Raw genomic sequence first — 21,546 nt, forward strand, 5'->3', positions numbered from 1 at the left:
CCACGCTCCTCAATTCGACGGGGCGTGGTCATTGGGGTGATCACCAGGCAAGGCCAACGATCTGCGCCAGGGAACCGGAGATCCACGAGGGGAACGCGGACACTGGTTTTCGGAGAAGGACTACGCCCAACGCGGGATTCGCAGGATTGGAGCGGGATGGCGGTTCAACGAACCATCATCCCGTTCTAGAGCTGTTCCGCTTTTCTTTGAATCGCGGAACCGCTTCAGGTTCTTGCTTGGTCGCATTTTCTTCACGCGAACCGGCATCCCCTTCGCTCGAGAATGCTTTGGGAATTGATCCCGGAGGGGAACAGGCAATTTGGGGAACGCGGGTCGCGAGCGCACCACGCGGGGTCACGCCGCCAATCGAGGCTCAGGCGAGAACCAGGAGATCCGACGTTCCCTCGGCGGCGTGAGCGGAATGAAATTCGCCATGGGTCTCCTCGCGGAGGTCACTCTCGTCGTTCTGCTTGGGCGTGCGGACGCGGCTTGCAAGGGCCATCGCCGAACAAGGGCGGCCGATGGCGTGAAGGCCGTCGCAAATCTTCTTAAGCAGGGCGGGATTGATCGGCAATTCGAGATGGGGATGATAGACAGGCATCCGCTCGGTGCTTTCATGTGCCGTCGCAGGCTGGGCGGGCAGGTCTGCACTTGTGGTTGCCGCTTCCTGCCGAGCTGTTTCCTCTTCAGGTTCGAGGCCTGACCATAGGACCAGCGCGGAGAGCATGGCCTCCGCAATCCCGGCATCTCCTGCGGATGGCAAAGCCTCGGCCGTCTCGTCTTCTTCGTTTGCGAAAGCCCTGTCGTCGGCGACTGCCAGGATCGCAGGCGCGACGAGCGGCAGCTGCTCGGGAATCGCGTTCTCATGCGATGGTTCCGCCGGGGCAAGCGGAAGCTCGACGGCGGTGGCGGTCTCGTTTGGCGCGCCCACGTGGTCTTGGTCGGCGTCGGAGCCGCCAAACAGGCTGAAGCCGAGCTTTACGAGCAGTCGAATGGGAAAGAACAACTCCGCGGCTGTAGCGAGTTGGTGCATCATCATTTGCGCTCCCGTTTAGGACGGGGGGAGCCAATAACTAGCCATTTGGGCAAGAAGGCGAAGGCATTGGATCGCTCCCATGGCCATGAAAGATGCCACAGGTGCCAAACTACACCCGGAACGCGAAGCCGCGTTGCCGGGCATCAAAGAAAATGATCCCGGCGAACGCGTACAGCCTCCGTGTCCAATCAGATCAACGGCCAGATGTCGATAAAGGGAAGCTTATCCCACATCGGGAGCCCCGGTCCGCATGCGCCGGCATCGCCGGCCGCGGCCTCTTCGGTTTGCCGGCACGATGGTGTTTCATCGGCCGGCGCCGTCGCGCGCCGCCACTCCGTGATGACTCTTCCCAACACTGTGATGGGGATTAAGCCAAGCATAGTTTCGCACTCCACTGAGATTGCCACTGGGCAAAATCTCGGCGGGCGCTGTGGCAACAAGCTGAGCTGAATGCTGCGGAAGCTTGGCATGGCCCAGTTGCGGGCACTCAGCTGTCGCTCTGCTGTGCGGCGCATGCGCCGGGCCGGCAAGCCACATCGCGCTCTTCGAAAGCTTGATCGAGGCCAAACGGCGGGCCATAAGCGCCTCGATGCATGTGTTGACCGTCAGCAATCTGCCATTGGACGAGGCTCATCGGCTGGCCGATGAGATGGACCTGCTCGAGCCGGCCCCAGTTTCGGTGTCGCTGGTGGAGGAGGCGGACGAAGTGTGCTGGCGGGTGGAGGCGCATTTTGCAAGCCCACCGGATACGGCAGACGTTCCCATGCTCGCGGGGCGCCCCTGGTCGCTGGCGCCGCTGCCGCAACGGGACTGGGTGGCGGCGTCCCTAAAGGGCTTGGCCCCCGTGCGGGCCGGCCGATTCTTCGTTCATGGGGCGCATGATCGCGGACGCGCGCCGCCGGGCACAAAGGCGATAGAAATCGAGGCGAGCCTAGCCTTTGGCACCGGCCATCATGGCACGACCAGCGGCTGCCTTGCGGCCCTCGACCAACTTTTGAAAGAGCAGGCGCCGTGCAGCAGATGGCTGAGCCCGGCGCTCGACCTGGGCTGCGGCAGCGGAATTCTCGCCATCGCCTATGCGCAAGCGACCCGCCTGCCCGTGCTCGCCACGGATATCGACCCGGTTGCGGTGGCGCAAGCTTCAGCCAATGCAATCAAATGCAGGGTCGGCCCCCAGCTTGCGGCACGCTGTGCGCCTGGGCTGTCGCACCCGCTCATCCGCAGCCGCGGCCTCTACCGGCTCGTTATGGCGAATATCCTCGCCCAGCCGCTCAAGGCGCTGGCCCCGGGCCTGTGCGCGCTGCTGGCGGCGGGGGGGCGCGTGATCCTCTCTGGCTTCACCCACTCGCAGGAGGCGCGGATTCTCGCCGCCTATCGTCCGCACGGATTGTTGCTGCACCGCAGGATCCGCATCGACGGCTGGTCGACACTGGTGCTTGGCAAGCCCCGCAAACGAACAATGCCCCGAAGCGGTGCTTCGAGGCATTGTCCTTAACCCAGTGTCCGGTCCGCCTGGCGTAAGGTCGCATCGACCGCTCCACCAGACCAGAAACTCAGCGCTGGCGATCCGATACCGTTAGCGGCGGTGCTTAGCGCTGAGCCTCGGTACCCCAGACCATGCGGCGAATATCGCCGCGGTTGAGGCCGATATCGGCCAGGAGCCGGTCGTCCAGCTGGTCGAGCTCGCGCTCGGCGCGGGACAGCTCCAGATAACGCTTCGCACGGGCCAGGATCCGGCCGGCAAAGCCGGAGGAAGCCTGCTCGGCACCCCCCGCGCGGACAGAACGGCCATTGACCGAACGGTCCTTTTCGAAACTGATGACACTCATTTCATTCTCCATCGCATCTTGCACGGTGTCTCTCATCCGCGAACGGCCTTTCGGCTGCGGACCAGGTGCACCGCCCCCGGTGCTACACGTCTGGGAGAGAACCCCACCGCGTTGTTCCACGCGCTATATAGGCGTGGCCATGGTGCACTCGCCAGCGGCTTGTTTGCATCGCAGCATTGCGTTTCGCGCATGTCTCGTTAATCCCTCGTTAACATCCCACCCGCTGGTTGGAGTGGTGATCATCATGACGGCAGTTTTCGCGCAATTTAGAAGCAGTCGTGAAACGGCCCCGCAACTGAACGGCCGAAAAGCAGTCTCGTCTGCCATAGATTTGCCTAACTTACCCGAGGGGCACTGCCGATGTGAGCCTGCCCAATCGATAGGCGGTCGAGCGAGACCGGTGACACCGAAGCTCTTTCCCGTTCTGCACGGTACTGTTGTGATTAGCCTATGAGCTCGCGTTATAGATGTCAAACGGTCCCATCCAAGAGCTTTAGTATTGCGCTTTCAGCATGGCAGCTTCATGACATCTGCAGGAGCGGGGAGGCGGAGCCCCGATCTGCAGCCCATAATGGTGGCCTGCAGCCCGCAAATCGGAGGGCTGTTGCGCGATAGAGCGGCTCCGGATAAGCAGAAGGGACCGGAGGCCCAGCATGTTTCAAAGCTTCGAAGGCGGGAGTAATCACCGCGAGAGCGCCGAGCGGATTGCCGCACTGCGGGATGAGTTGCTGCAGCGCGGTCTCGACGGCTATATCGTGCCGCGCGCAGACGAGCACCAGGGCGAGTATGTGGCTCCTCATGCTGAGCGGCTGCGGTGGCTCACCGGCTTCTCGGGCTCTGCGGGGCTTGCGGTCATCCTGCTGGACCAGGCCGTCCTGTTCGTCGATGGCCGCTACACGATCCAGGCGCGAAACCAGGTCGACACAAACCTCATCGAGCTGCGCCATCTGGTGGAGGAGCCACCGGCAGAGTGGCTCCGTGGCGCCTTGAAGCGCGGGCAGCGCATCGGCTATGACCCGTGGCTTCTCACGATGGAGCAGGTGGAGCGCTATACCAAGGCCTGTGCCGCCGCGGAGGCCGAGATGGTCGCCGTCGAGGATGCCAATCTCGTCGATGCGATCTGGCGCGAGCAGCCGCCGAAACCGACGGCGCCGCTCACCACCCATCCCACCCAATATGCGGGCCGCCGCTGGGCGGAGAAGCGGACGGAGATCGAGGCAGCCCTTGCCAGGAGCGGCGCAGACGCGGTGGTGTTCACCCAGCCCGATTCCATCGCCTGGGCGTTCAATATCCGCGGGGCCGACATCGCCCATACGCCGGTGGCGCTTGCCTTCGCCATCGTGCCGCGGGAAGGCCGGCCCGAGCTGTTCGTCGACCCCGCCAAGGTCGACGAGGACGTGCGGGCACAGCTGGCCGGCGACATCGATTTGCGGCCACAGGAAGAGCTCTCGTCGGCGCTCGCCGCCCTGGGCAGCCGGCATGCGCGGGTGCTGCTCGACCCGGCCTGGACCGCCAGCCGCATTGCCGACCTGATCGAACGCGCCGGAGGCGAGATCGTGCAGGGGAGCGACCCCTGCATTCTTCCGAAGGCCCGCAAGAACCCGGTCGAGCTGGAAGGTGCGCGTATGGCCCACCGGCGCGATGCGGTCGCCGTCGTGCAGTTTCTGGCCTGGTTCGATCGTGAGGCGCCGACGGGCAAGCTCGACGAGATCGCGGCCGCCGAGGCGCTCGAGCAGTTCCGGCGCGAAACGGGCCTGCTCAAGGAGATCAGCTTCGACACGATCTCGGCGGCGGGACCACATGCGGCCATCCCGCACTATCGGGTGACGCGGGAAAGCAACCGCGAGATCCGGCCAGGAGAGATCTATCTCATCGATTCCGGCGCGCAATATCTGGACGGCACCACGGACATCACGCGCACCGTCATCGTGGGCGAAGCGACGGCGGAGATGCGCGACCGCTTCACCCGGGTGCTCAAGGGCATGATCGCGGTCACGCTGGCCCGCTTTCCGCAACGCACAAACGGCGCCCAGCTGGATGCTTTCGCACGCGCCGCGCTATGGCAGGCGGGTCTCGATTTCGACCACGGCACGGGCCACGGGGTGGGCAGCTATCTCTCCGTGCACGAAGGGCCGGCCCGCATCGCAAAGACCGGCATCGTGCCGCTGGAGACCGGCATGATCCTCTCCAACGAGCCGGGCTACTACAAGGAAGGCGAGTACGGCATCCGGATCGAGAATCTTGTTGTGGTGCGCGCGCCCGAGCCCATTCCGGGCGGCGACCGCCCCATGCACAGCTTCGAGACGCTGACGCTTGCGCCCATAGACCGGCGGCTGATTGCCACCGACCTGCTGGACGAGCGAGAACTCGCGTGGCTCAACGCCTATCATCAACGGGTGCACGACGAGGTGGGGCCGTTGCTCGACCCGGATGCGGCGCGCTGGCTGGCCCAGGCCACCGCCCCGCTGCGCTAGTTTTACTCGGCGGGATTAGCCCAGAAGCCAGCGCATGGCGATGATTGAAACGGCGCCAACCACGATGGTGGCCAGCAGCGGCAGCCGGAATGCGGCCGCGATGGTTATGAGGCCTGCCGCCGTTTCCGCCGGCCCGGTGAGGAACAGGGCGGGGGTTACCACCGCGGTCAGCACGGCCACAGGCAGCGCATCGAGAGCCGCACGCACGCGCGGCGTCAAGCTGACGTAGCGCAGCACCACAAGCCCGGCGATGCGGGTGAGATAGGTGGCCACCGCCATGGCCAGGATGGCGAGCAGCGCCTGTGGGTCGACACTCACGACGGCTGCTCCTGCTGGCGCGTCGGCGCAAGCATCAACGCGCCTGCCGCGGTTCCAGCCAAGCCGCCGATCAGAATATACCACGGGCCGGCGATCGCCTCGTGCGCGATGGCGGCCGCAACACCGCTCGTGCCCATGACAATGCCGGTCCGCGGGCCTTTCCAGAACCCCACCAGCAGCCCGACGAACAACGCCGTGAAGACGAAATCGAGGCCATAGCGCTCGGCGGACCCCATGGCTGCGCCGAGCAGGGCGCCGGCCGCTGTCCATCCGGACCAGCTCACCACCAGCACAAAGGCTATGCCCGCGAAATAGGCGGGATAGAGCGGAGCCCGCATGGCGCGCTTCTCGCAGAAGGCCCAGACCTCGTCGGTGAGGAAGAAGAGGTAGATCCAGCGCTCCACCGGCCCGAAATGCTGGAAATGCCTGCCGATCGAGGCCGACATCATCACGTGCCGAAGATTGACCGTGAGGGCGGTGACGCCCAGGAGAAGCCAGGGTACAGGCTGTTGCCAGATGTCGATGGCCACGAATTGGGAGGCACCGGCAAAGACCAGCAGGCTCATGAGCGTTGCCTCGAGCGGGCTCAGGCCCTTCTGGACGGCAAGGGCGCCGAAGATCGCGCCAATAGGAATGGCCGCAATGCCCACCGGCATGGCTATGGCCATGCCGCTCAAGAACTCCCGTACATTTCCTCGCCGTGAACTATCTGCCATTGGGGCCAGCCTTCAGCATTGCGGGTGAGCGAGAGAAGTGCCTGATCAGGCCTGCCTGTCGATGGTCTCGGCCACGAGTGCCAGGAACTCGTCGGCCTTGCCGATGCCCGCAACATCATCGGCTTCCACAACATAACCGAAATTGTCAGCGATCCGCTGGTAGAGCGGCATGCGATGGTGCAGCAGCTGCTCGAAGCCCCAGATCGCGAAGCCGTCGGGATCGACGTCATCATCACGCACGCAGCCGGTCAGGGTCTTGTACTCCGCCCATTTGCGCAGCAGGAAGGCATCCTGATAGTACATGGGCTTCGGTGCCGCCTTGAACCGCTCGGTCAGCATGCGCGCGTGCGCCTCGGTGCCGCGGACATAGATCATCAGAGTTGCCTCGGAAACGGTCTTCAGTACCGCGTCCGCCGGATTGTCTGGATCAACCACCTCGCACAGGCTGCCGCTCGCATCGGCCACGAAGTTGTTGTAGCCGTAGATATCCTGAGCCTTCTCGATGAATTCCGGCACGTCGAGCATGGAGCGGATCTCGGCCCGCCGGTGCTGGTTTTGCCTGCGGCGGTATTCCTCGAAGGGAAGGCCTCCCTTGGCGGGATTCCCGGGCTTGCCGAGATAGACGGACAAAGGCTCCAGATTGGCGAAGGTGACGTTGGAGCGGATATAGATCGAGTCGGAGAGCAGGAGGCCGCGAAGCACCGGGTTCTTCATGGCCTCCCGCTTTACGTTATCGACGATGTAGTTCTCCATGTAGCGGGTGGCGATCCGGTAATCGACCGAGTAGTGAAACCACTGGGCCTCGCGCAGGAGGCGTCCGATACGGGTCTTGCCAACCCCTGACATGCCGAAAACGGTCACCGCCTTGGCCGGCGCGGCCAGGAACGCGGAACCAGAGGGAAATCGCATGGAAGCTCCGGGGTTGAATGGTTCTCATCCCTTAGCGGTGCGGGCGGGAAGGTCAAGCCTCCTGGTGTCGGATAGGGTGGGCAGATCTTGCAGGGTCGGCCCGGGCGTTCAGCGTCCTTCGCGGCGGCCCAGGAAGGCAAGGCGCTCGAACAGCTGCACGTCCTGCTCGTTCTTCAGCAGCGCGCCGTGCAACGGCGGGATGAGCTTGCGACTATCCTGCTCGCGCAGGGTGTCGGGGCTTACGTCCTCATTCAGCAGAAGCTTGAGCCAATCAAGAAGCTCGGAGGTGGACGGCTTCTTCTTGAGGCCCGGCACCTGACGGATGTTATAGAAGGTGGTGAGCGCATCGGACACCAGCCGGCCCTTGAGGCCGGGGAAATGCACGTCGATGATGCTTTCCATCACCTCCCGCTCCGGAAACTTGATGTAGTGGAAGAAGCAACGGCGCAGGAATGCGTCCGGCAGCTCCTTCTCGTTATTCGAGGTGATGATCACCACCGGGCGGTGGACGGCCTTGATCGTCTCGCCGGTCTCGTAGACATGGAATTCCATGCGGTCGAGTTCCTGCAGCAGGTCGTTGGGGAACTCGATATCGGCCTTGTCGATCTCGTCGATCAGCAGGACCACCCGCTGGGGCGACTGAAAGGCTTCCCACAGTTTGCCGCGGCGGATGTAGTTGCGGACGTCCTTCACCCGTTCATCGCCGAGCTGGCTATCACGCAGCCGGGCGACGGCGTCGTATTCATACAGGCCCTGCTGGGCCTTGGTGGTGGACTTGATGTGCCAGGTGATCAGGCGCAGGCCCAACGCCTGGGCCACTTCCTCGGCCAGGACCGTCTTGCCGGTGCCGGGTTCGCCTTTGACCAGCAAGGGCCGCTCCAGGGTGATGGCGGCATTCACGGCGACCCGCAGATCGTCGGTGGCGACGTAGTTCTTGGTGCCCTCGAAACGCATTTGCAACATCTCGTCTGCAGAAGGAGCAATGGGATGATAGTCTCCTTGTAACGAAGGCGCGGCGTGCTGGCCAGCAGACATCATGGCCACGAGCCAATCTTAGGACCTTGTTCGACTTGCCTATTGTGGCGTGTCGCTCAGCCCGATATATACGCGCTTTCGGAGGGAGCCGCTTGGGCAGCATTGAGGGTATCAATGGGTGTGGACATTACCTCTGACTACAAGCCGTCCGAGAACGAACAGTTTATGAATCCCCGCCAACGCGAGTATTTCCGTAAGAAGCTGCTGGCTTGGAAAGAGGAAATCCTTCGCGAAAGCAAGGAGACGCTCGAGCATCTCCAGAACGAGTCTGCGCAATTGCCGGACCTGGCCGATCGGGCTTCGACCGAGACGGACCGGGCGCTTGAACTGCGCACGCGCGATCGTCAACGGAAGTTGATCGCCAAGATCGACGAGGCATTGCAGCGGATCGAGGACGGTTCTTACGGGTATTGCGAGGAGACGGGCGAGCCTATTGGGCTCAAGCGTCTCGACGCCAGACCGATTGCCACCCTGTCGCTCGAGGCGCAGGAGCGGCATGAGCGCCGGGAACGGGTTTATCGCGACGACTGACCGTCGCGGCCACCCGCGGTTGGAAGACTATGCATGTGCAGCCGGAGTGTGCCTTGCTGGCCGTCTCCCCTGGCTCTCCTGGCGTTTTCGGCATGCACAGGCCGACCACGGCATCAAAGGGCGCAGCCGGCGCGGTGCGCGCCCGTGCTGATGCGGACTAACGGTTCTAGGAGCGCTTCCGCTCTTCTTCGAAGCGCGGACCCACGTCTCAAGTTTTTGCCTGGTTGCATTTTCTTCACGCGAACCGGTATCCACTTCGCTCGAAAATGCTCTAGGCGCAGGGCGCCTCATTGTCCGCGCAGTTGCCTCGCTCAACCTCGATCGTGGCGTGGTCGATCCCGAACCGCGCCTTGAGCCGCTCCTTTATTCGGGAGACGGTATTTTCGGTCGCCGGGCCGTCGCGCAGCCTCGCGTGGAAGGTCAGCATCGGGCGCTCGTTGGTCAGCGCCCAGAGATGGATGTGATGCACGTTCTCAACCTCCTCGAAGGCACCGACAATGTCGTCGGCGATCGTGCGGGCCGAGAGGTGGGCGGGCGCGCCTTCGAGCAGAATATGACCAGCCTGCTTCACCAGCCGCACGGCGCTCGCCAGAAGCAGCAGCCCTACCAAGCCGGACAGGATGGGATCGATCGGCATCCAGCCGGTCGCCATGATGACGATGGCTGCGGCGATGGCGGCCAGGGAACCGAGCAGGTCGCCCATCACGTGGAGAAGGGCGCCACGGATATTCAGATTGCCGCGGTCCGCCCCGTGGAGAATGAAGAAGGCCACGATATTCGCGCCGAGCCCTGCAACCGCGATCCACAGCATGGTCCGGGCATCGACGTGTTCCGGCGCGTATAGGCGCGCAATGGCTTCGGCGAAGATCCAGGCCACGATCAGGATCATGGCCACGCCATTGGTGTAGGCAGCAACGATCTGCATCCGGTCGAAGCCGTAGCTGCGCTCCGCATCGGCAGGACGCCGGGCCAGGCGAAACGCATACCAGGCGAAGGCCAAGGAAACGCTGTCGGTGAGCATGTGTGCCGCATCGGCGATGAGCGCGAGCGAACCGGCCACGAGGCCGCCGGTCAGCTCAACGATCATGAAGCCGAGGGTGAGCGCCGCCGCCCAGAAGGTGCGGTTCTCGTTGGCCCCGTGCGCATGGCCGCCGAGGCCATGGCTGTGGTCATGGCTATGCGGGTGGTCATGATCTTGAGAATCATGACCGTGAGCGTGATCGGCAGAGGCCATGATCCACGAGCCCCGCAGGTCAGAACCGGTCGGAATTGCTGTCGCGGAACGCCCAACTCATGCCGCCCGGTCCGGCCGGTTCGGCCGCGGCCGCCCGCTCGTATCGGCCCGGTGCCGCGCCAAGCTCCTGGTCATCGAACGCTGACTTGGCGCCAGCTTCGTCGTTGACCAAGACTGGCTCGGGCCGCTGGTCGCCCGGAGCCGTGCCGCGCACCACCGCCAGCTTGGGCTGGGCGATGGGCCCCGGCCGCTGGTCCGACGGCTTCCTAGGCGGTTCGGGGCGAATGGGCTCCATCCGAGGCGGCGATGGCCGGAACGACGGTTCGATACGGGCGGGATCGGCCGCGCGCACGACGCCGGGCGCAATGTTCACCGGAGCCTCGGGGACCGTCGTCGCAGCCGGGGATGATGGCTCGAAGCGGCTCAGCGGGGAGCGGGAGCGGTCGGCGCGGATCACCGGCGGCCTTGCGGCATCAGGTGCCTGAGGAAGGCGGGGCTCGTTCGCCTCGTGCAGCGCGTCGTCATCGGGAAGGCGAAACGTGCTCGCGGACCCAGAGCGCGGTGCTTGCACCATGGGCGGCTCACGATCACCATCCACGTCGCTCAGGCGCATTTTATTTGGTTCGGCCGGATTGCTTTCGAAGGCGGCGGCGACAGGAACCCGCAAGCTGTCTTCCGGCTCGGCTGGCCCGGCATCCTCGCGCCGTTCGATCGACATTGCCGGTTGTGACGGCTCCGACCATTCCTCCGGTTCTGTGCCGAACGGCTCGAGATACGGGCTGCCGCCCAGCCCTGCCATACGGCCAGTCTCTGTGGATGGCCGGGCTCGGTCCGCCGCCGACGGCCCGCCGGAATAGAACGGGCCAGCAGGCTGGCGCGGTTGTGTAGTTGCGGGCGGCAGCGCAGGCTCGTCCTGCACGGGCGGAATGGAGGCCGTCCGCTCGCGCCCATCGCGCGCACCCCGGTTGGGGGCCGATGTGAGACGCACCACATCGAAGATCTCTGGACGTGCGCCGTCAGGCCGCTGTTCGGGGCGGTCCGGCATACTCACAGACTGCGCCGCGTGCGGCTGTGCCGCTTGTGGCTGCGCCCTTTGCGGTTGAGCCATTTGTGGGTGGGGTGGTTGTGGCTGCACCCTTTGCGGCTGAGGTACTTGCGGCTGGGCCACCTGTGGTTGGGCCCCCTGTGGCTGGGTCACCTGTGGCTGGGCTACCGGCGCGGGCGCCGCTGATTGCGAGAGTGCTGGGGAGGGGCGGGGAGCGCCCGCTCTGCGGCCCATCTCGTCATCAGTCCAACCGAGGGCGCTCGTGGTAGGCGCACTCGCTGCGCTCGTTGCGGGAGCGGGCATGGCGAGCGATGGTTCCGCACCCGGGCCGGGCGCCAGCCGCGGTGCCGCCGCCGTTACGCGCGCAGCCTCGGGCCCCGCGGGCTGTCCGGCGGACGGCCTCACATTGATGCCTGCTTCGACCACGAGGTCACGGCCGCCGCCAAGCAGCAGCAGGTGCTCGACATTGTCCCGCCTGATCAGCACCAGCCGGCGCAGCTTGTCGACTTCCTGGTACTCCAGAACTGCCAAGCGGGGGCCCTCGCGACCGCGAACGCGACCGCTCATCACACGTACAACCAAGGCGATCACCAACAGGACGGCCAGTCCTGCGATCACTGCGAGGCCGATCAGCAACAGATTGAGATCCATGTTCTTGTCCTGTCTGCCGTCCCTTCCTGAACTTCAGAATGCTGCCCCCCGCTTACAGCAGCAGCGGAGGATAAGCGAAAAATAAGGCGAAACATCTGTCCATCAACGAAAATCGGCCTATCCCTCGGCCGGGGCAGCCGTTACGCTCAAGTGTCGAACGTCCCAACTGTAAAGTCTAGCCGCTATACTGCAGCTGATTCGCGCGCTGGCGAGATTTATATATTGATGAATGATATCGGGGTGAAAGGACGGAGCGGCTCGCTTGGGCCCGTGCGAGGTTGGGTTTTGGGAGCGGCGGTCCTCTGTGCGACTCTGGCCCTGAGCGCAACCGTGGCGGTGAGCGGGGTGGAGGCGCTTGACACCGCCAGTATTCCGCTTTGGCTGCAAGTCGTTCTGGGATGTGCCATTGCCATAGGCGTATTCTTTATCTTGGGCTGGCTGACCGGGTTCGTGCAGGTCGGCAAGTCCAGGCGGGGCGTGGCCTTCCTGGAAGCGGTGCTCGACAGCTTTCCCGACGCCTATGTGGCGACAGATGACCGCGGGCGGGTGGTGTTCTCCAACCACGCCTATCGAAAGCTGCTGTCGGCGGCGGGGATCAGCCGCACCATCGGCGTTGAAGGACTCTATTCCGGCTATCCCGACATCTCGGACCGCATTTACCGCCTCACCCTGGCAGCCCGGGATGGGGAAGCCGCCTTCGAGGAATTCCGACTGGCCGCGGGCAGCGTTGCCGCCGGGGCGCGGAAGGATCGGCCGGCGTGGATCAGGGTCGCGGTGGAACGCAGCCCGCCGGCAGCGGGCGTGACCTATACGGTGTGGCGGGTGATCGACGTGACCGACGACCGCGCCCGTCAGGAAGCCGCGTTCGAGCATCTCCAGTACATTATCAACTATCTCGACCACGCGCCGGCCGGGTTCTTTTCGGCCGATGCGAACGGCAGGATCGAGTATATCAACGCGACGCTGGCCGAGTGGCTCGGCATCGACCTGGCCAAGACAACGGACGGCAGCTTCAATCTGCGGTCCATCGTGGCGGATGGCGGCGCCTCGCTCCTGCTCAACGTGCTGCCCCGCCGTGGCAGCAGCTCGGTCGAGAGCTTCGATCTCGACCTTACCGCGCAGGACGGGAGCTTGATCCCGGCGCGGATCATTCACCGGGTGGATTTCGACGACTCCGGCCGCCCGAAGCCGTCCCGATCCCTAGTGCTCGACATGCGGCCGCGCCGGGAAACGGGGCAACCGGCCGACTCGGCGGAGGTCCGCTTATCGCGGCTGATCAACAGCGCGCCCATCGGTATCGCGGAACTGGACGAGCAAGGGGTCATCCGCAACGCCAATGCGGCTTTCGCGGCGCTGGCACCGACGGCTGGACGGCGCGGTGCGCGCCTCGTCGATGCGGTCAATCCCGACGCCCAGCCTGCGCTGGACTCGGCTCTGGCGACGGCGCGAACGGGCAGGGCCCCGGTCACGCCAGTCGACGTGGCCTTGAAGGAAACGCCGGGTAGGACGGCCCAGCTGTTCATCTCCCGGATCCAGGAGATATCCGGCGACGGTTCGATCCTCATCGTCTACGCGGTCGACACCACCGAGCATCGCGCCCTGGAGATGCAGTTCGCCCAGAGCCAGAAGATGCAGGCCATCGGGCAGCTGGCTGGCGGCATCGCCCACGACTTCAACAATGTCCTGACTGCGATCATCGGCTTTTCCGACTTGCTGCTGGCGCGGCACCGGCCGACCGACCCGTCGTTCAAGGACATCATGAACATCAAGCAGAACGCGAACAGGGCGGCCAATCTGGTGCGCCAGCTGCTGGCCTTCTCGCGCCGGCAGACGCTGCGGCCCGAGGTGCTGTCGCTCACGGACGTGCTGTCCGATCTCGGCAATCTGCTGGGACGGCTGCTCGGGGAGAAGATCGAGCTCAGGATGAGCCATGGTCGCGATCTCTGGCTGGTGCGCGTAGATGTCAACCAGTTCGAGCAGGTCGTCATGAACCTGGCGGTGAATGCGCGCGATGCCATGCCCGAGGGCGGCAGCCTCACCATCCGGACCGCAAATGTCTCGGTGACCGACGGCAGCGTCAACACGCCGGACATCATGCCGGCGGGCGACTATGTGCTGTGCGAGGTGACCGATACCGGCACGGGCATGAGCCGGGAGGTGCTGGAGAAGATCTACGAGCCGTTCTTCTCCACCAAGGAGGTTGGAAAGGGAACCGGCCTCGGGCTGTCAACGGTGTATGGCATCGTCAAGCAGACGGGCGGGTTCATCTTCTGCGACAGCGAGCTCGGCCGCGGCACCACGTTCCGCATCTATCTGCCGCGGCATGTGATGCGTCCGGAGCAGCCAGGGGCGCAAGCGCCGGCCAAGCCGGAGAAGAAGGAAGCGAAGCGGACCGATCTCAGCGGCAACGGCACCATCCTGCTGGTCGAAGACGAGGAGGCCGTGCGGGCCTTCGCCTCGCGGGCGCTGACGCAGCGCGGCTACAAGGTCATCGAGGCGGAGAGCGGTGCCGCAGCCCTCGAATTGGTGGAGCAGGGCATCGACAGGATCGATCTGGTGCTGTCGGATGTGGTCATGCCCGAGATGGACGGTCCCACGCTGCTCAAGAAGCTGCGCAAGCGCAATGTGGATGCCAAGGTCATCTTCATTTCCGGCTATGCGGAAGATGCCTTCCGCAAGAACCTGGAGGAAATGGCCGATTTCGCCTTCCTGCCCAAGCCGTTCACGCTGAAGCAGCTTGCCGCGGCCGTGAAGGAGGCGATCGAGGGATAGGCGTTCAAGCAGGCGGCGGGCATGGCTCGGCCCGGGCGATCGGCGGCCGGGGCGCGCCGGACTGGATGAATTGCGGATCGAGACCGAAGGCGAGCGCGCCACTCAGCAGGCGCTGCCGGCTGGAGGTGAGCGGGTGGAAGCGCGCCGCCTGCGCATCGCGGAACAGCTGTTCGAGGCGGTTCACTGTATAGAAGGCGCCACCACCGGCCAGGTCCATCGCCCGGCTGACCACCGCCAGGACCTCGCGCTCGACCAGGCTGCGCGCCATCATGACGCGGTTGGTGCTGGCAAAGCCCGGCTCACCCTCCGCTGCTGCCTCGACCATGTCGCGATGGGCGATCCGCGCCGCATGCAGCAAGGTCTCGATCTCGCCCATTTGCGCCAGCCGGTGCTCATCGGGTGCGCGCTTCCCGGCCAGGGCCAGCACCCGATCGCGCGCGGCTTCCGCAATCCCGAGATAGGCGGCGTAGATGATGGGAAACGCCAATTGGGCGATCAGATGATTGATCATGCTCCATTGGCCTGCCGGCCGGCGGCCGAGCACCTGGTGTTCCGGGACAAACAGGTCTTTCATGACGACGTCGTGGGAACCGGTGCCGCGCATGCCCATGGTGATCCAGGTTCTCTCGATCGAGATCGCCGGATCGCTCATGGGCACGGCGAAGTGGATCACCTCATTGCCGCTGACGGCGCTGGTCATGAACATATCGCCCATCTCGGCGCCGCTCACGAAGCTCTTGCGGGCGTTGATCAGGTAGCCGCCGGGTGTGCGTTGCGCCATTCCCGAGCTTGCCAACCAGTCGGAACCGCCGGAGCTCAGGAACATAAGCTGGTGGCGCGCGGCCTCAGCCAGCAATTGCCGTGGGCCGTCGTGGCTTGCTTGCAGCCGCGAGAGGATCGCGACCTGGTGGCAATGCATGGCCGTGACCAGAGCGGTTGCGCCACAATGGTGGGCAAGCCTCCGCACCAGATCGCACAAGCCGGCATGGTCGAGACCAGAGCCGCCCAGCTCCTGCGGTATGCCGATGCTCAAGAGCCGGTGCTGCTTGAGCTCGCCTATGTTCTCGCCTATCCCAGCCGGGCTTTCCTCAAGCCGGCGCGACCGTTCCGCGAAGGCGGGTCCGAGCCGGCCGATTGTTTTCGCGACGAGATCGCAAGCCGATTGGGAGGGGCTGGCATTCGCCATGGCAACCATCATCCTGTGTCTTCCTGAACGTGTAGCAAGGCGCCTCCATAACCGATGGCAGGCGGACAGACACGCATAAAGTACAAAAAATGTATATGCTATTTATACGAGTGTATGGCATACAGGCCGAATGAAGACCTACGGACAGTTCTGCCCGGTGGCCAAGACAGCAGAGATTTTCGCTGAACGTTGGACGCCTCTGATCATTCGTGAATTGTGCTTCGGCCCGCGGCGCTTCAACGAGCTGCGCGCCGGCTTGCCGCAGATATCGCGCACCCTCCTGTCGCAAAGGTTGCGCGAGCTCGAGGCGGCAGCCGTGATCGTCAGCATGCCCAAGAGTTCAGGCGTCGGGCGCATTTACCGCCTGACTGAGGCCGGCGAGGCCTTTCGGCCGATCATCGAGCTGATGGGCGCGTGGAGCCAGCGTTGGGACCAGGGGCGGATCGGCCCGGACGATCTCGACCCCGGCCTCCTGATGTGGAGCATGCGCCGCCAGATTCGCCCGGAGGCCATGCCCAGCAGTCAGTTCGTCATCCAGTTCGAGTTCTTCGGGATGCCGAGGCGGGCCAATTCCTCTCGCTACTGGTGGCTGGTGCTGTGCCGGCCCGACGTGGACGTGTGCCAGAAGAATCCCGGATATGACGTGGATATTGTCGTCTATGCCGACCTCGCGGCATTCACACGGCTGTGGACCGGGGAACTCGGCCTGGATGACTTGCGGGCAGAGAACACGGTGATGCTGCAGGGCAGTGAAGACGCGCAGCGCATTGCCGTGCGCGCCTTGGACCTAAAGGCCCGTCCGGCTCCGAAGGCCTTCCTCTATCAGGGCACCGCCTTGCCTGAAGACGTCGGCTGACGGTGCCTCTCGGGCGCGCGGCGCCGAGCGGGACAGCGGTCTGTTCGGCAAGGCCTTCAGGCAGCCTTCGATCGGCCCGGCGCGCCGCGCCCGATCCACCAGTCGTGCAGGTCGAAATATTTCATGGCCAAGGGCACGAACCACGGATTGCCCGTATAAAGCGGCATGCTGCGCAGCGGTTGCGTCTCGAATACGGTGCTTCCCTCGGGGCGCCCCAGCACCTTATAGGCGAGCTTGCGGCCGAAATAGGTGCCCATCGGAATGCCGGCGAAGTTATAGCCTATGCCGTAATAATGGCCGTCTTCGCCGCCGATATGCGGCATGAAATCGAACGTGCCGGCGCATTGCCCGGTCCAGACATGCGACAGCTTCACATCGCCGATTCCCGGAAGGATGCGCCTGAGAATGGTACGCAGATCGGCCGCGATATGCCTCAGACTGGGCGTGCGGCTGCCGGTCAGTCCGCCCATCAGGATGCGCTCGGTGTCCGGCGCCGGGCGAATGAAGTTGATGTTCATGTTGGTCTGAAGATAGGTGCGCCGGTGTGGCAGCAAGCGATCGATGAGCGCCGTGGGCAGGATCTCGGTCGCGATCATGTAGCCCTGGAAGGGAATGACCCGCCGCGCCAGCCACGCGAGGTTCCGGTGGGTATAGCCGTTGGTGGCCTCAATTACGTTGGCGGCTTCGATGACGCCACGGCTGGTCTCGACTTGGAACCGGCGTGATGGGGCAGATCCCGCTTGCCGGACGGCCGTCACCGCCGTGTGCGGCACCAGCTTAACCCCGGCCGATGTGGCTCGGTCCACCAAACCCTTGTGGTAGAGACCGGGATGAATAGACCCGAGGTCGGGAATAATCGCCCCGCCGTAATAGATATCGGAGGCGATCTCGGAATGCTGCCCGCCACGCGGCACCATGTGATAATCAATGCCGAGCTTGCGCTTGTTGGTCTCGAGCTCCTTGGCGAGCAGCTCGTAATGGGTGGGCGAGGTGGCGCCGATGAAGCGGCCGCAGATCCGGAGATAGGCTTCGATCTGCTCCGTCGTCACCACCTCCTTGACGGTCTCGAAGGCTTCGTTCAGCTCGCGATAGACCCTGAGCGCATGATCCTCGCCATGGTGCTTTTCGAGCCAGGCAACGTCGCGCTTGAGGACACGGCCGAGAAAGCCCGCGTTGCGGCGTGAGGCACCATAGCCCACCGCCTCGGCGTCGATGACCACGGTGTCAGCGCCACTGCGCGCGAGGTAGAGGGCAGCGGTGATCCCGGTATAGCCGGATCCGACGATGACCACGTCGGCCTGGGCGGGCAGGGGCGGCGGTGGCGATACCTGCTGCAGCGGCGCCCGGTCCCACCAGTAAGGCTGCTCCTTGAAGTCCTCTGTAAAGATACCTTCTTGCGCCATGGTCCCTTCCGCCGTGGAAAACCCATCCCGGCTGGGATCGGAGCCAATCCTCGTCGACCTGTCAACAAGATCCCGGCAAACGGCTTGACGCTTCGGACCGGCCCCTCGATTGATCGGGCAGGTGAGTTCCGGCACCTCTCTCGGCCTGTTCAGCAGCAGAAGATTCCGCGACCTCATCGTGCGAGTCGCGCAGGGAAATAGGAGATGGCCGAAGCTCTTGCGGTGTCTTGGCCGTTCCTCCCTGCTTTCTCCACAATGCGTTGCATAAAACCAACGTAGGACTAAGCGCCTGCGTCGAAAGCTTTTTCGGCATTTTTGCCGGGCGAACCGCATAAAATTCCCGGTCGAGGACGTGCCCAGGGATTAACACAAGCATTGAGGGAAAATGAACTCGTGTGCTAGGAATGGTTGCAACGATCTCGGTGGCCTAACGGGGGAAAAATGCGACCATTGCTGCATACAACCGCTTTGTCGGCGCTGCTCGTCGTGGGGGGCTCGATTTTAACTCCTCTGGCGGCCCAAACATACAACGTTCTCGACTTCACCTGGCATGTGGGTCGTTATCAGCCGGAAAGCTTCGAGACGGCGACGGAAGCTCTCGGTCATCGCGAAAGAATCGGCGTGCTCACCGTGGGTGAAAGCGGCTTCCCCGCCAACCGCCCGGAAGATCAGCGAGGCACCTTTTGGAACCACCAAGGTGTCTATGCCAATACCGGGCTCACGAATGCCGATCTGGAGACCACCGGCCAGGTTTTCATTTCTGCCGACCTCTACGTGCCGGAAAGCTGGCGCCAGGCGGCGGGAGCAGGCGATGATGGCGTGACCGGCGTATATCAGGCGCCTTCACTCTGGGGCCAGTTCTCCAACAGCGAGGGCCAGGCCATCGGTTGGCCGATCCTCGGCTTTTCCAACATAAATGCCCAAGGCAGCACCACCGGTAAGATCGTCGTCTGGGACGACATCAACGGCGAGTGGAAAGACACAGGTGGAACCGTCAATTTCGGCGGATGGAACAATCTCCGTATCATCTACCAAGCAGATGACGAGAAGATCTTTCTTATGGCCAACGATGACTTGGTCTACACCATCGATCTGACCACCGGCTGCGATGGCGGCCCCTGCGATACCGAGGGCATACTCTCTCGGATGTTCCTCTCCAGCTACAACAATGGCACGCAGGGATACGAGACCTATTGGGCCAACGTCTTTACCGGCGTCGCTGACGACGAGATCGAGGAAGGCACGACTCACAACCGCAGTGTCCATTTGGAAGGAGATGGTGGGGTCGGCGATGGGACCGGCATCATTCACAACAATGTAACCATCAACGAAAGCCTGCAGATCAGCGAGAAGCGCGTGGCTTTCGGAGACAACATCCTCATCAAGGACGATCTCGTTCTGATAAACAACGCGGCCACGCAGGGCGGTTTGGATACGGCCGTTACGGTCGAAAGGGACGCCTTCGTCGACGAGCGTTCAACGCTCGGGGGCAATTTCAACATCCACGATGATCTCTATATCGCAGGCGTCATCTCGCCCGGCAATTCGGCGGGTATCACCAATATTGCCGGCGACTATACCCCTGACGCCAATGGCGCGACGGCGACCATGGAAGTGGATTTCGGCGCGACCAGCCATCAGGCTGGCGTGACCTACGATCAGATCAACATCGGTGGCGATGCGACCGGCACCACGCTCGTGCAACTCGTGCCCCTCGAAGGTACCAGCCTCGACGGCGGCATCGGCGATGTCAGCCAGGTCAAGCTCGTCACGGTTGCCGGCACGGTGGACGACGATGCGTTCGTTCTCGACAGGCGCTACGTAATGGGCGGCAAGGAAATCAAGCTGGTCACGCGAGACGAGGGCGGAACCACGATCTTCGCCCTAGACGCCGAGACGGTGGCTGAAGCCTTTGGCTTCGCCTCGCTGCCGGTTACCGCGGCAATGGCCGGCGACAAGCTGCTCGGCCGGTTCGTCGATCGCCGCGGCTTCGACTGGGCCAATGCGCCGCGGGCCTGGGCACGCGCGGTCGGTGGCGGCTTCGACATCGGCCGCAAGGAAGGCATCGGGGTTGACAGCAGCTTCGCCGGGGGGCTTGTCGGTCTCGATGTCATAGCCTTGCCGGCGCTGGGTCATGCCCGGGTCGGCATCCAGGCGGGATATGGTTATGCCGATGCCAAGTCCAAGCCGGGCCCCAGAATCAGTTCGGGCCTCGACCATATCGGCACGACCACAAATACGACCGCAGTGGGCGCCTATCTCACCCACGCCGATGCCAACTATTTCGCCGACCTGACGATCCAATATCGCTATCTGAGCATGGATGCCACGAACGGGATCAACCCCAACAAGTCCTCGGTCGACGGGCATGGGATCGATCTGGCGGGTGAAGTCGGCTACATGTACCCGCTCTATGACGGGGTGGCGCTCGTACCCACCGCTCAGCTCGTCTACCAGAGCTTGCACCTGGACAAGTTCAAGAGCGAAGAGCTGACCGTGAAATATGGAAGCGAGGACGTTCTGATCGGCCGGGCTACCGTGATGGCGCTGACCGCCTGGGATGGCGTGGTGGCCTATGGCGGATTTGGGGTCGCTGGCAACCTGTCGGGCTCCCTAAAGAGCAAGATCGCTGCCGGCGAGACGCTCAAGAGCAAGATGGGTGGCGCCAGGGCGGAGGTCGTGGCCGGTTTGCAAGCCGATCTTGCGTCGGGTGTTTCGATCAATGTCAGCGGCGAATACGGCGTGGGCTTCAGCAGCGATGTCGAGACATATCTCGGCAAGGCGGCGCTACAGGTCAGTTTCTAAGGAGTTCGCCCAACCATCGAGATCGAACCGGGCCTGTCACCGTCGGGTGGCAGGCCTTCCTATTTCAGGAGCCCGCGGCCTTGGAGAGCGCGACATGGGCGGCCACGATTTCGTTGAGGCCGGGCATCTCTGCATGGGGCACATGCCGGGAGGGGTCCCACAGGGCGGCGCTCTTCAAGGCGCGCCCGCAGTGCAGGAACACCTCGTCCACCTGAATGGCGATGACCGTGGCCGGCAGCCTGCCGTCTTTTGCAAAGCGCCGGAGAAGACCGGGATCGACGCTGATCGTGGCACGCCCGTTCACCCTCAGCGTTTCGGCCATGCCGGGAATGAAGAAGATCAGCCCGACCGCCGGATCGGCGAGGATGTTGCGCAGGCCATCAATCCGGTTGTTTCCCGGCCGGTCCGGCAGAGCAACGGTGTTCTTGTCGAGCACCTGGACGAAGCCGGGCTCGTCGCCCTTGGGCGAGCAGTCCATGCCGGCGCCGCTCCGGGTCGCCAGCACCAGGAACGGTGACTTGCTGATCAGCAGTCGGGCGTAAGGATCGATATGGTCGATCTGCTTGTGGCGAGCCCGCTCGCTCGGCTGGCCATAAAGGCTGCGCAACTCATCTTCCGTCGTGATCTTGTGGTCTTCGCGCATCGAAAATCCTGCGGGGCTGGCCAAGGGATGCACAAGATGCCCGACGAGCCGCAGCTGCCGCAAGGATTGGCGGGAAAAATTCCACCTCGTGGGCAGAATGCCG

At 63.8% G+C, this 21,546-nt stretch carries 17 protein-coding genes; 6 read left to right on the forward strand and 11 right to left on the reverse strand.

The window, feature by feature from the left end:
• Nucleotides 1–373 precede the first annotated feature (373 nt).
• The gene (locus E4P09_RS23145) at nucleotides 374–1,039 is read right to left on the reverse strand and encodes a hypothetical protein (protein ID WP_137392024.1); all 666 of its coding nucleotides are present in this window, start codon (nucleotides 1,037–1,039) and stop codon (nucleotides 374–376) included.
• 595 nt (nucleotides 1,040–1,634) lie between these two features.
• Between E4P09_RS23145 and E4P09_RS23150 the strand changes: the two genes are divergently transcribed.
• Nucleotides 1,635–2,531, forward strand: coding sequence for a 50S ribosomal protein L11 methyltransferase (locus tag E4P09_RS23150; protein ID WP_239025331.1), 897 nt, complete (start codon nucleotides 1,635–1,637; stop codon nucleotides 2,529–2,531).
• 94 nt (nucleotides 2,532–2,625) lie between these two features.
• On the opposite strand, the gene E4P09_RS23155 is transcribed toward E4P09_RS23150, so the two are convergent.
• Nucleotides 2,626–2,865: a DUF1127 domain-containing protein gene (locus E4P09_RS23155; RefSeq protein WP_137392026.1), complete on the reverse strand. Its 240-nt coding sequence runs from the start codon at nucleotides 2,863–2,865 to the stop codon at nucleotides 2,626–2,628.
• A 653-nt stretch (nucleotides 2,866–3,518) separates the two neighbouring features.
• Here E4P09_RS23155 and E4P09_RS23160 point away from each other — a divergent pair.
• Complete coding sequence (locus tag E4P09_RS23160) at nucleotides 3,519–5,339, forward strand: aminopeptidase P family protein (RefSeq protein WP_137392027.1); 1,821 nt, start codon at nucleotides 3,519–3,521, stop codon at nucleotides 5,337–5,339.
• 15 nt (nucleotides 5,340–5,354) lie between these two features.
• Here E4P09_RS23160 and E4P09_RS23165 read toward each other — a convergent pair whose 3' ends face one another.
• The 4 genes from E4P09_RS23165 to E4P09_RS23180 all read right to left on the reverse strand — a co-directional run bounded on the left by E4P09_RS23165 (nucleotide 5,355) and on the right by E4P09_RS23180 (nucleotide 8,236).
• Nucleotides 5,355–5,657: an AzlD family protein gene (locus E4P09_RS23165; protein ID WP_137392028.1), complete on the reverse strand. Its 303-nt coding sequence runs from the start codon at nucleotides 5,655–5,657 to the stop codon at nucleotides 5,355–5,357.
• Entirely contained in the window at nucleotides 5,654–6,325 is a 672-nt protein-coding gene (locus E4P09_RS23170; protein ID WP_239025332.1) for an AzlC family ABC transporter permease, read from the reverse strand. The genes E4P09_RS23165 and E4P09_RS23170 overlap by 4 nt, the downstream gene beginning before the upstream one ends.
• Before the next feature lie 93 nt (nucleotides 6,326–6,418).
• Complete coding sequence (locus E4P09_RS23175; protein ID WP_137392030.1) at nucleotides 6,419–7,282, reverse strand: ATPase; 864 nt, start codon at nucleotides 7,280–7,282, stop codon at nucleotides 6,419–6,421.
• 108 nt (nucleotides 7,283–7,390) lie between these two features.
• Nucleotides 7,391–8,236, reverse strand: coding sequence for an AAA family ATPase (locus tag E4P09_RS23180; protein ID WP_205042267.1), 846 nt, complete (start codon nucleotides 8,234–8,236; stop codon nucleotides 7,391–7,393).
• A gap of 195 nt (nucleotides 8,237–8,431) precedes the next feature.
• On the opposite strand from E4P09_RS23180, the gene dksA reads away from it, so the two are divergent.
• Nucleotides 8,432–8,848, forward strand: a complete 417-nt coding sequence (gene dksA / locus E4P09_RS23185) for an RNA polymerase-binding protein DksA (protein ID WP_137392031.1) — start codon at nucleotides 8,432–8,434, stop codon at nucleotides 8,846–8,848.
• 271 nt (nucleotides 8,849–9,119) lie between these two features.
• Here the strand turns inward: dksA and E4P09_RS23190 are convergent, their stop codons facing one another.
• Both E4P09_RS23190 and E4P09_RS23195 read right to left on the reverse strand, forming a co-directional pair.
• Complete coding sequence (locus E4P09_RS23190; protein WP_137392032.1) at nucleotides 9,120–10,082, reverse strand: cation diffusion facilitator family transporter; 963 nt, start codon at nucleotides 10,080–10,082, stop codon at nucleotides 9,120–9,122.
• 19 nt (nucleotides 10,083–10,101) lie between these two features.
• Nucleotides 10,102–11,778: a flagellar biosynthetic protein FliO gene (locus tag E4P09_RS23195; RefSeq protein ID WP_137392033.1), complete on the reverse strand. Its 1,677-nt coding sequence runs from the start codon at nucleotides 11,776–11,778 to the stop codon at nucleotides 10,102–10,104.
• Between the two features lie 285 nt (nucleotides 11,779–12,063).
• On the opposite strand from E4P09_RS23195, the gene cckA reads away from it, so the two are divergent.
• On the forward strand, nucleotides 12,064–14,550 hold the full coding sequence (cckA, locus tag E4P09_RS23200) for a cell cycle histidine kinase CckA (protein ID WP_239025333.1): 2,487 nt from the start codon (nucleotides 12,064–12,066) through the stop codon (nucleotides 14,548–14,550).
• 4 nt (nucleotides 14,551–14,554) lie between these two features.
• Here cckA and E4P09_RS23205 read toward each other — a convergent pair whose 3' ends face one another.
• Nucleotides 14,555–15,748, reverse strand: a complete 1,194-nt coding sequence (locus tag E4P09_RS23205; protein WP_137392035.1) for an acyl-CoA dehydrogenase family protein — start codon at nucleotides 15,746–15,748, stop codon at nucleotides 14,555–14,557.
• A gap of 118 nt (nucleotides 15,749–15,866) precedes the next feature.
• Here E4P09_RS23205 and E4P09_RS23210 point away from each other — a divergent pair, with 118 nt between their 5' ends.
• A complete protein-coding gene (locus E4P09_RS23210) occupies nucleotides 15,867–16,592 on the forward strand; it encodes a winged helix-turn-helix transcriptional regulator (protein ID WP_137392036.1) in 726 nt (241 codons plus the stop codon).
• Between the two features lie 56 nt (nucleotides 16,593–16,648).
• On the opposite strand, the gene E4P09_RS23215 is transcribed toward E4P09_RS23210, so the two are convergent.
• Nucleotides 16,649–17,995, reverse strand: coding sequence for an NAD(P)/FAD-dependent oxidoreductase (locus E4P09_RS23215; protein WP_137392037.1), 1,347 nt, complete (start codon nucleotides 17,993–17,995; stop codon nucleotides 16,649–16,651).
• 450 nt (nucleotides 17,996–18,445) lie between these two features.
• Here E4P09_RS23215 and E4P09_RS23220 point away from each other — a divergent pair, with 450 nt between their 5' ends.
• Nucleotides 18,446–20,800, forward strand: coding sequence for an autotransporter outer membrane beta-barrel domain-containing protein (locus E4P09_RS23220; RefSeq protein WP_170984600.1), 2,355 nt, complete (start codon nucleotides 18,446–18,448; stop codon nucleotides 20,798–20,800).
• Between the two features lie 64 nt (nucleotides 20,801–20,864).
• On the opposite strand, the gene E4P09_RS23225 is transcribed toward E4P09_RS23220, so the two are convergent.
• Nucleotides 20,865–21,443: an MSMEG_1061 family FMN-dependent PPOX-type flavoprotein gene (locus E4P09_RS23225; protein WP_137392039.1), complete on the reverse strand. Its 579-nt coding sequence runs from the start codon at nucleotides 21,441–21,443 to the stop codon at nucleotides 20,865–20,867.
• Between the last annotated feature and the right edge of the window lie 103 nt (nucleotides 21,444–21,546).

This window comes from Rhodoligotrophos defluvii, assembly GCF_005281615.1.
GTDB classification, from domain to species: Bacteria; Pseudomonadota; Alphaproteobacteria; order Rhizobiales; family Im1; genus Rhodoligotrophos; species Rhodoligotrophos defluvii.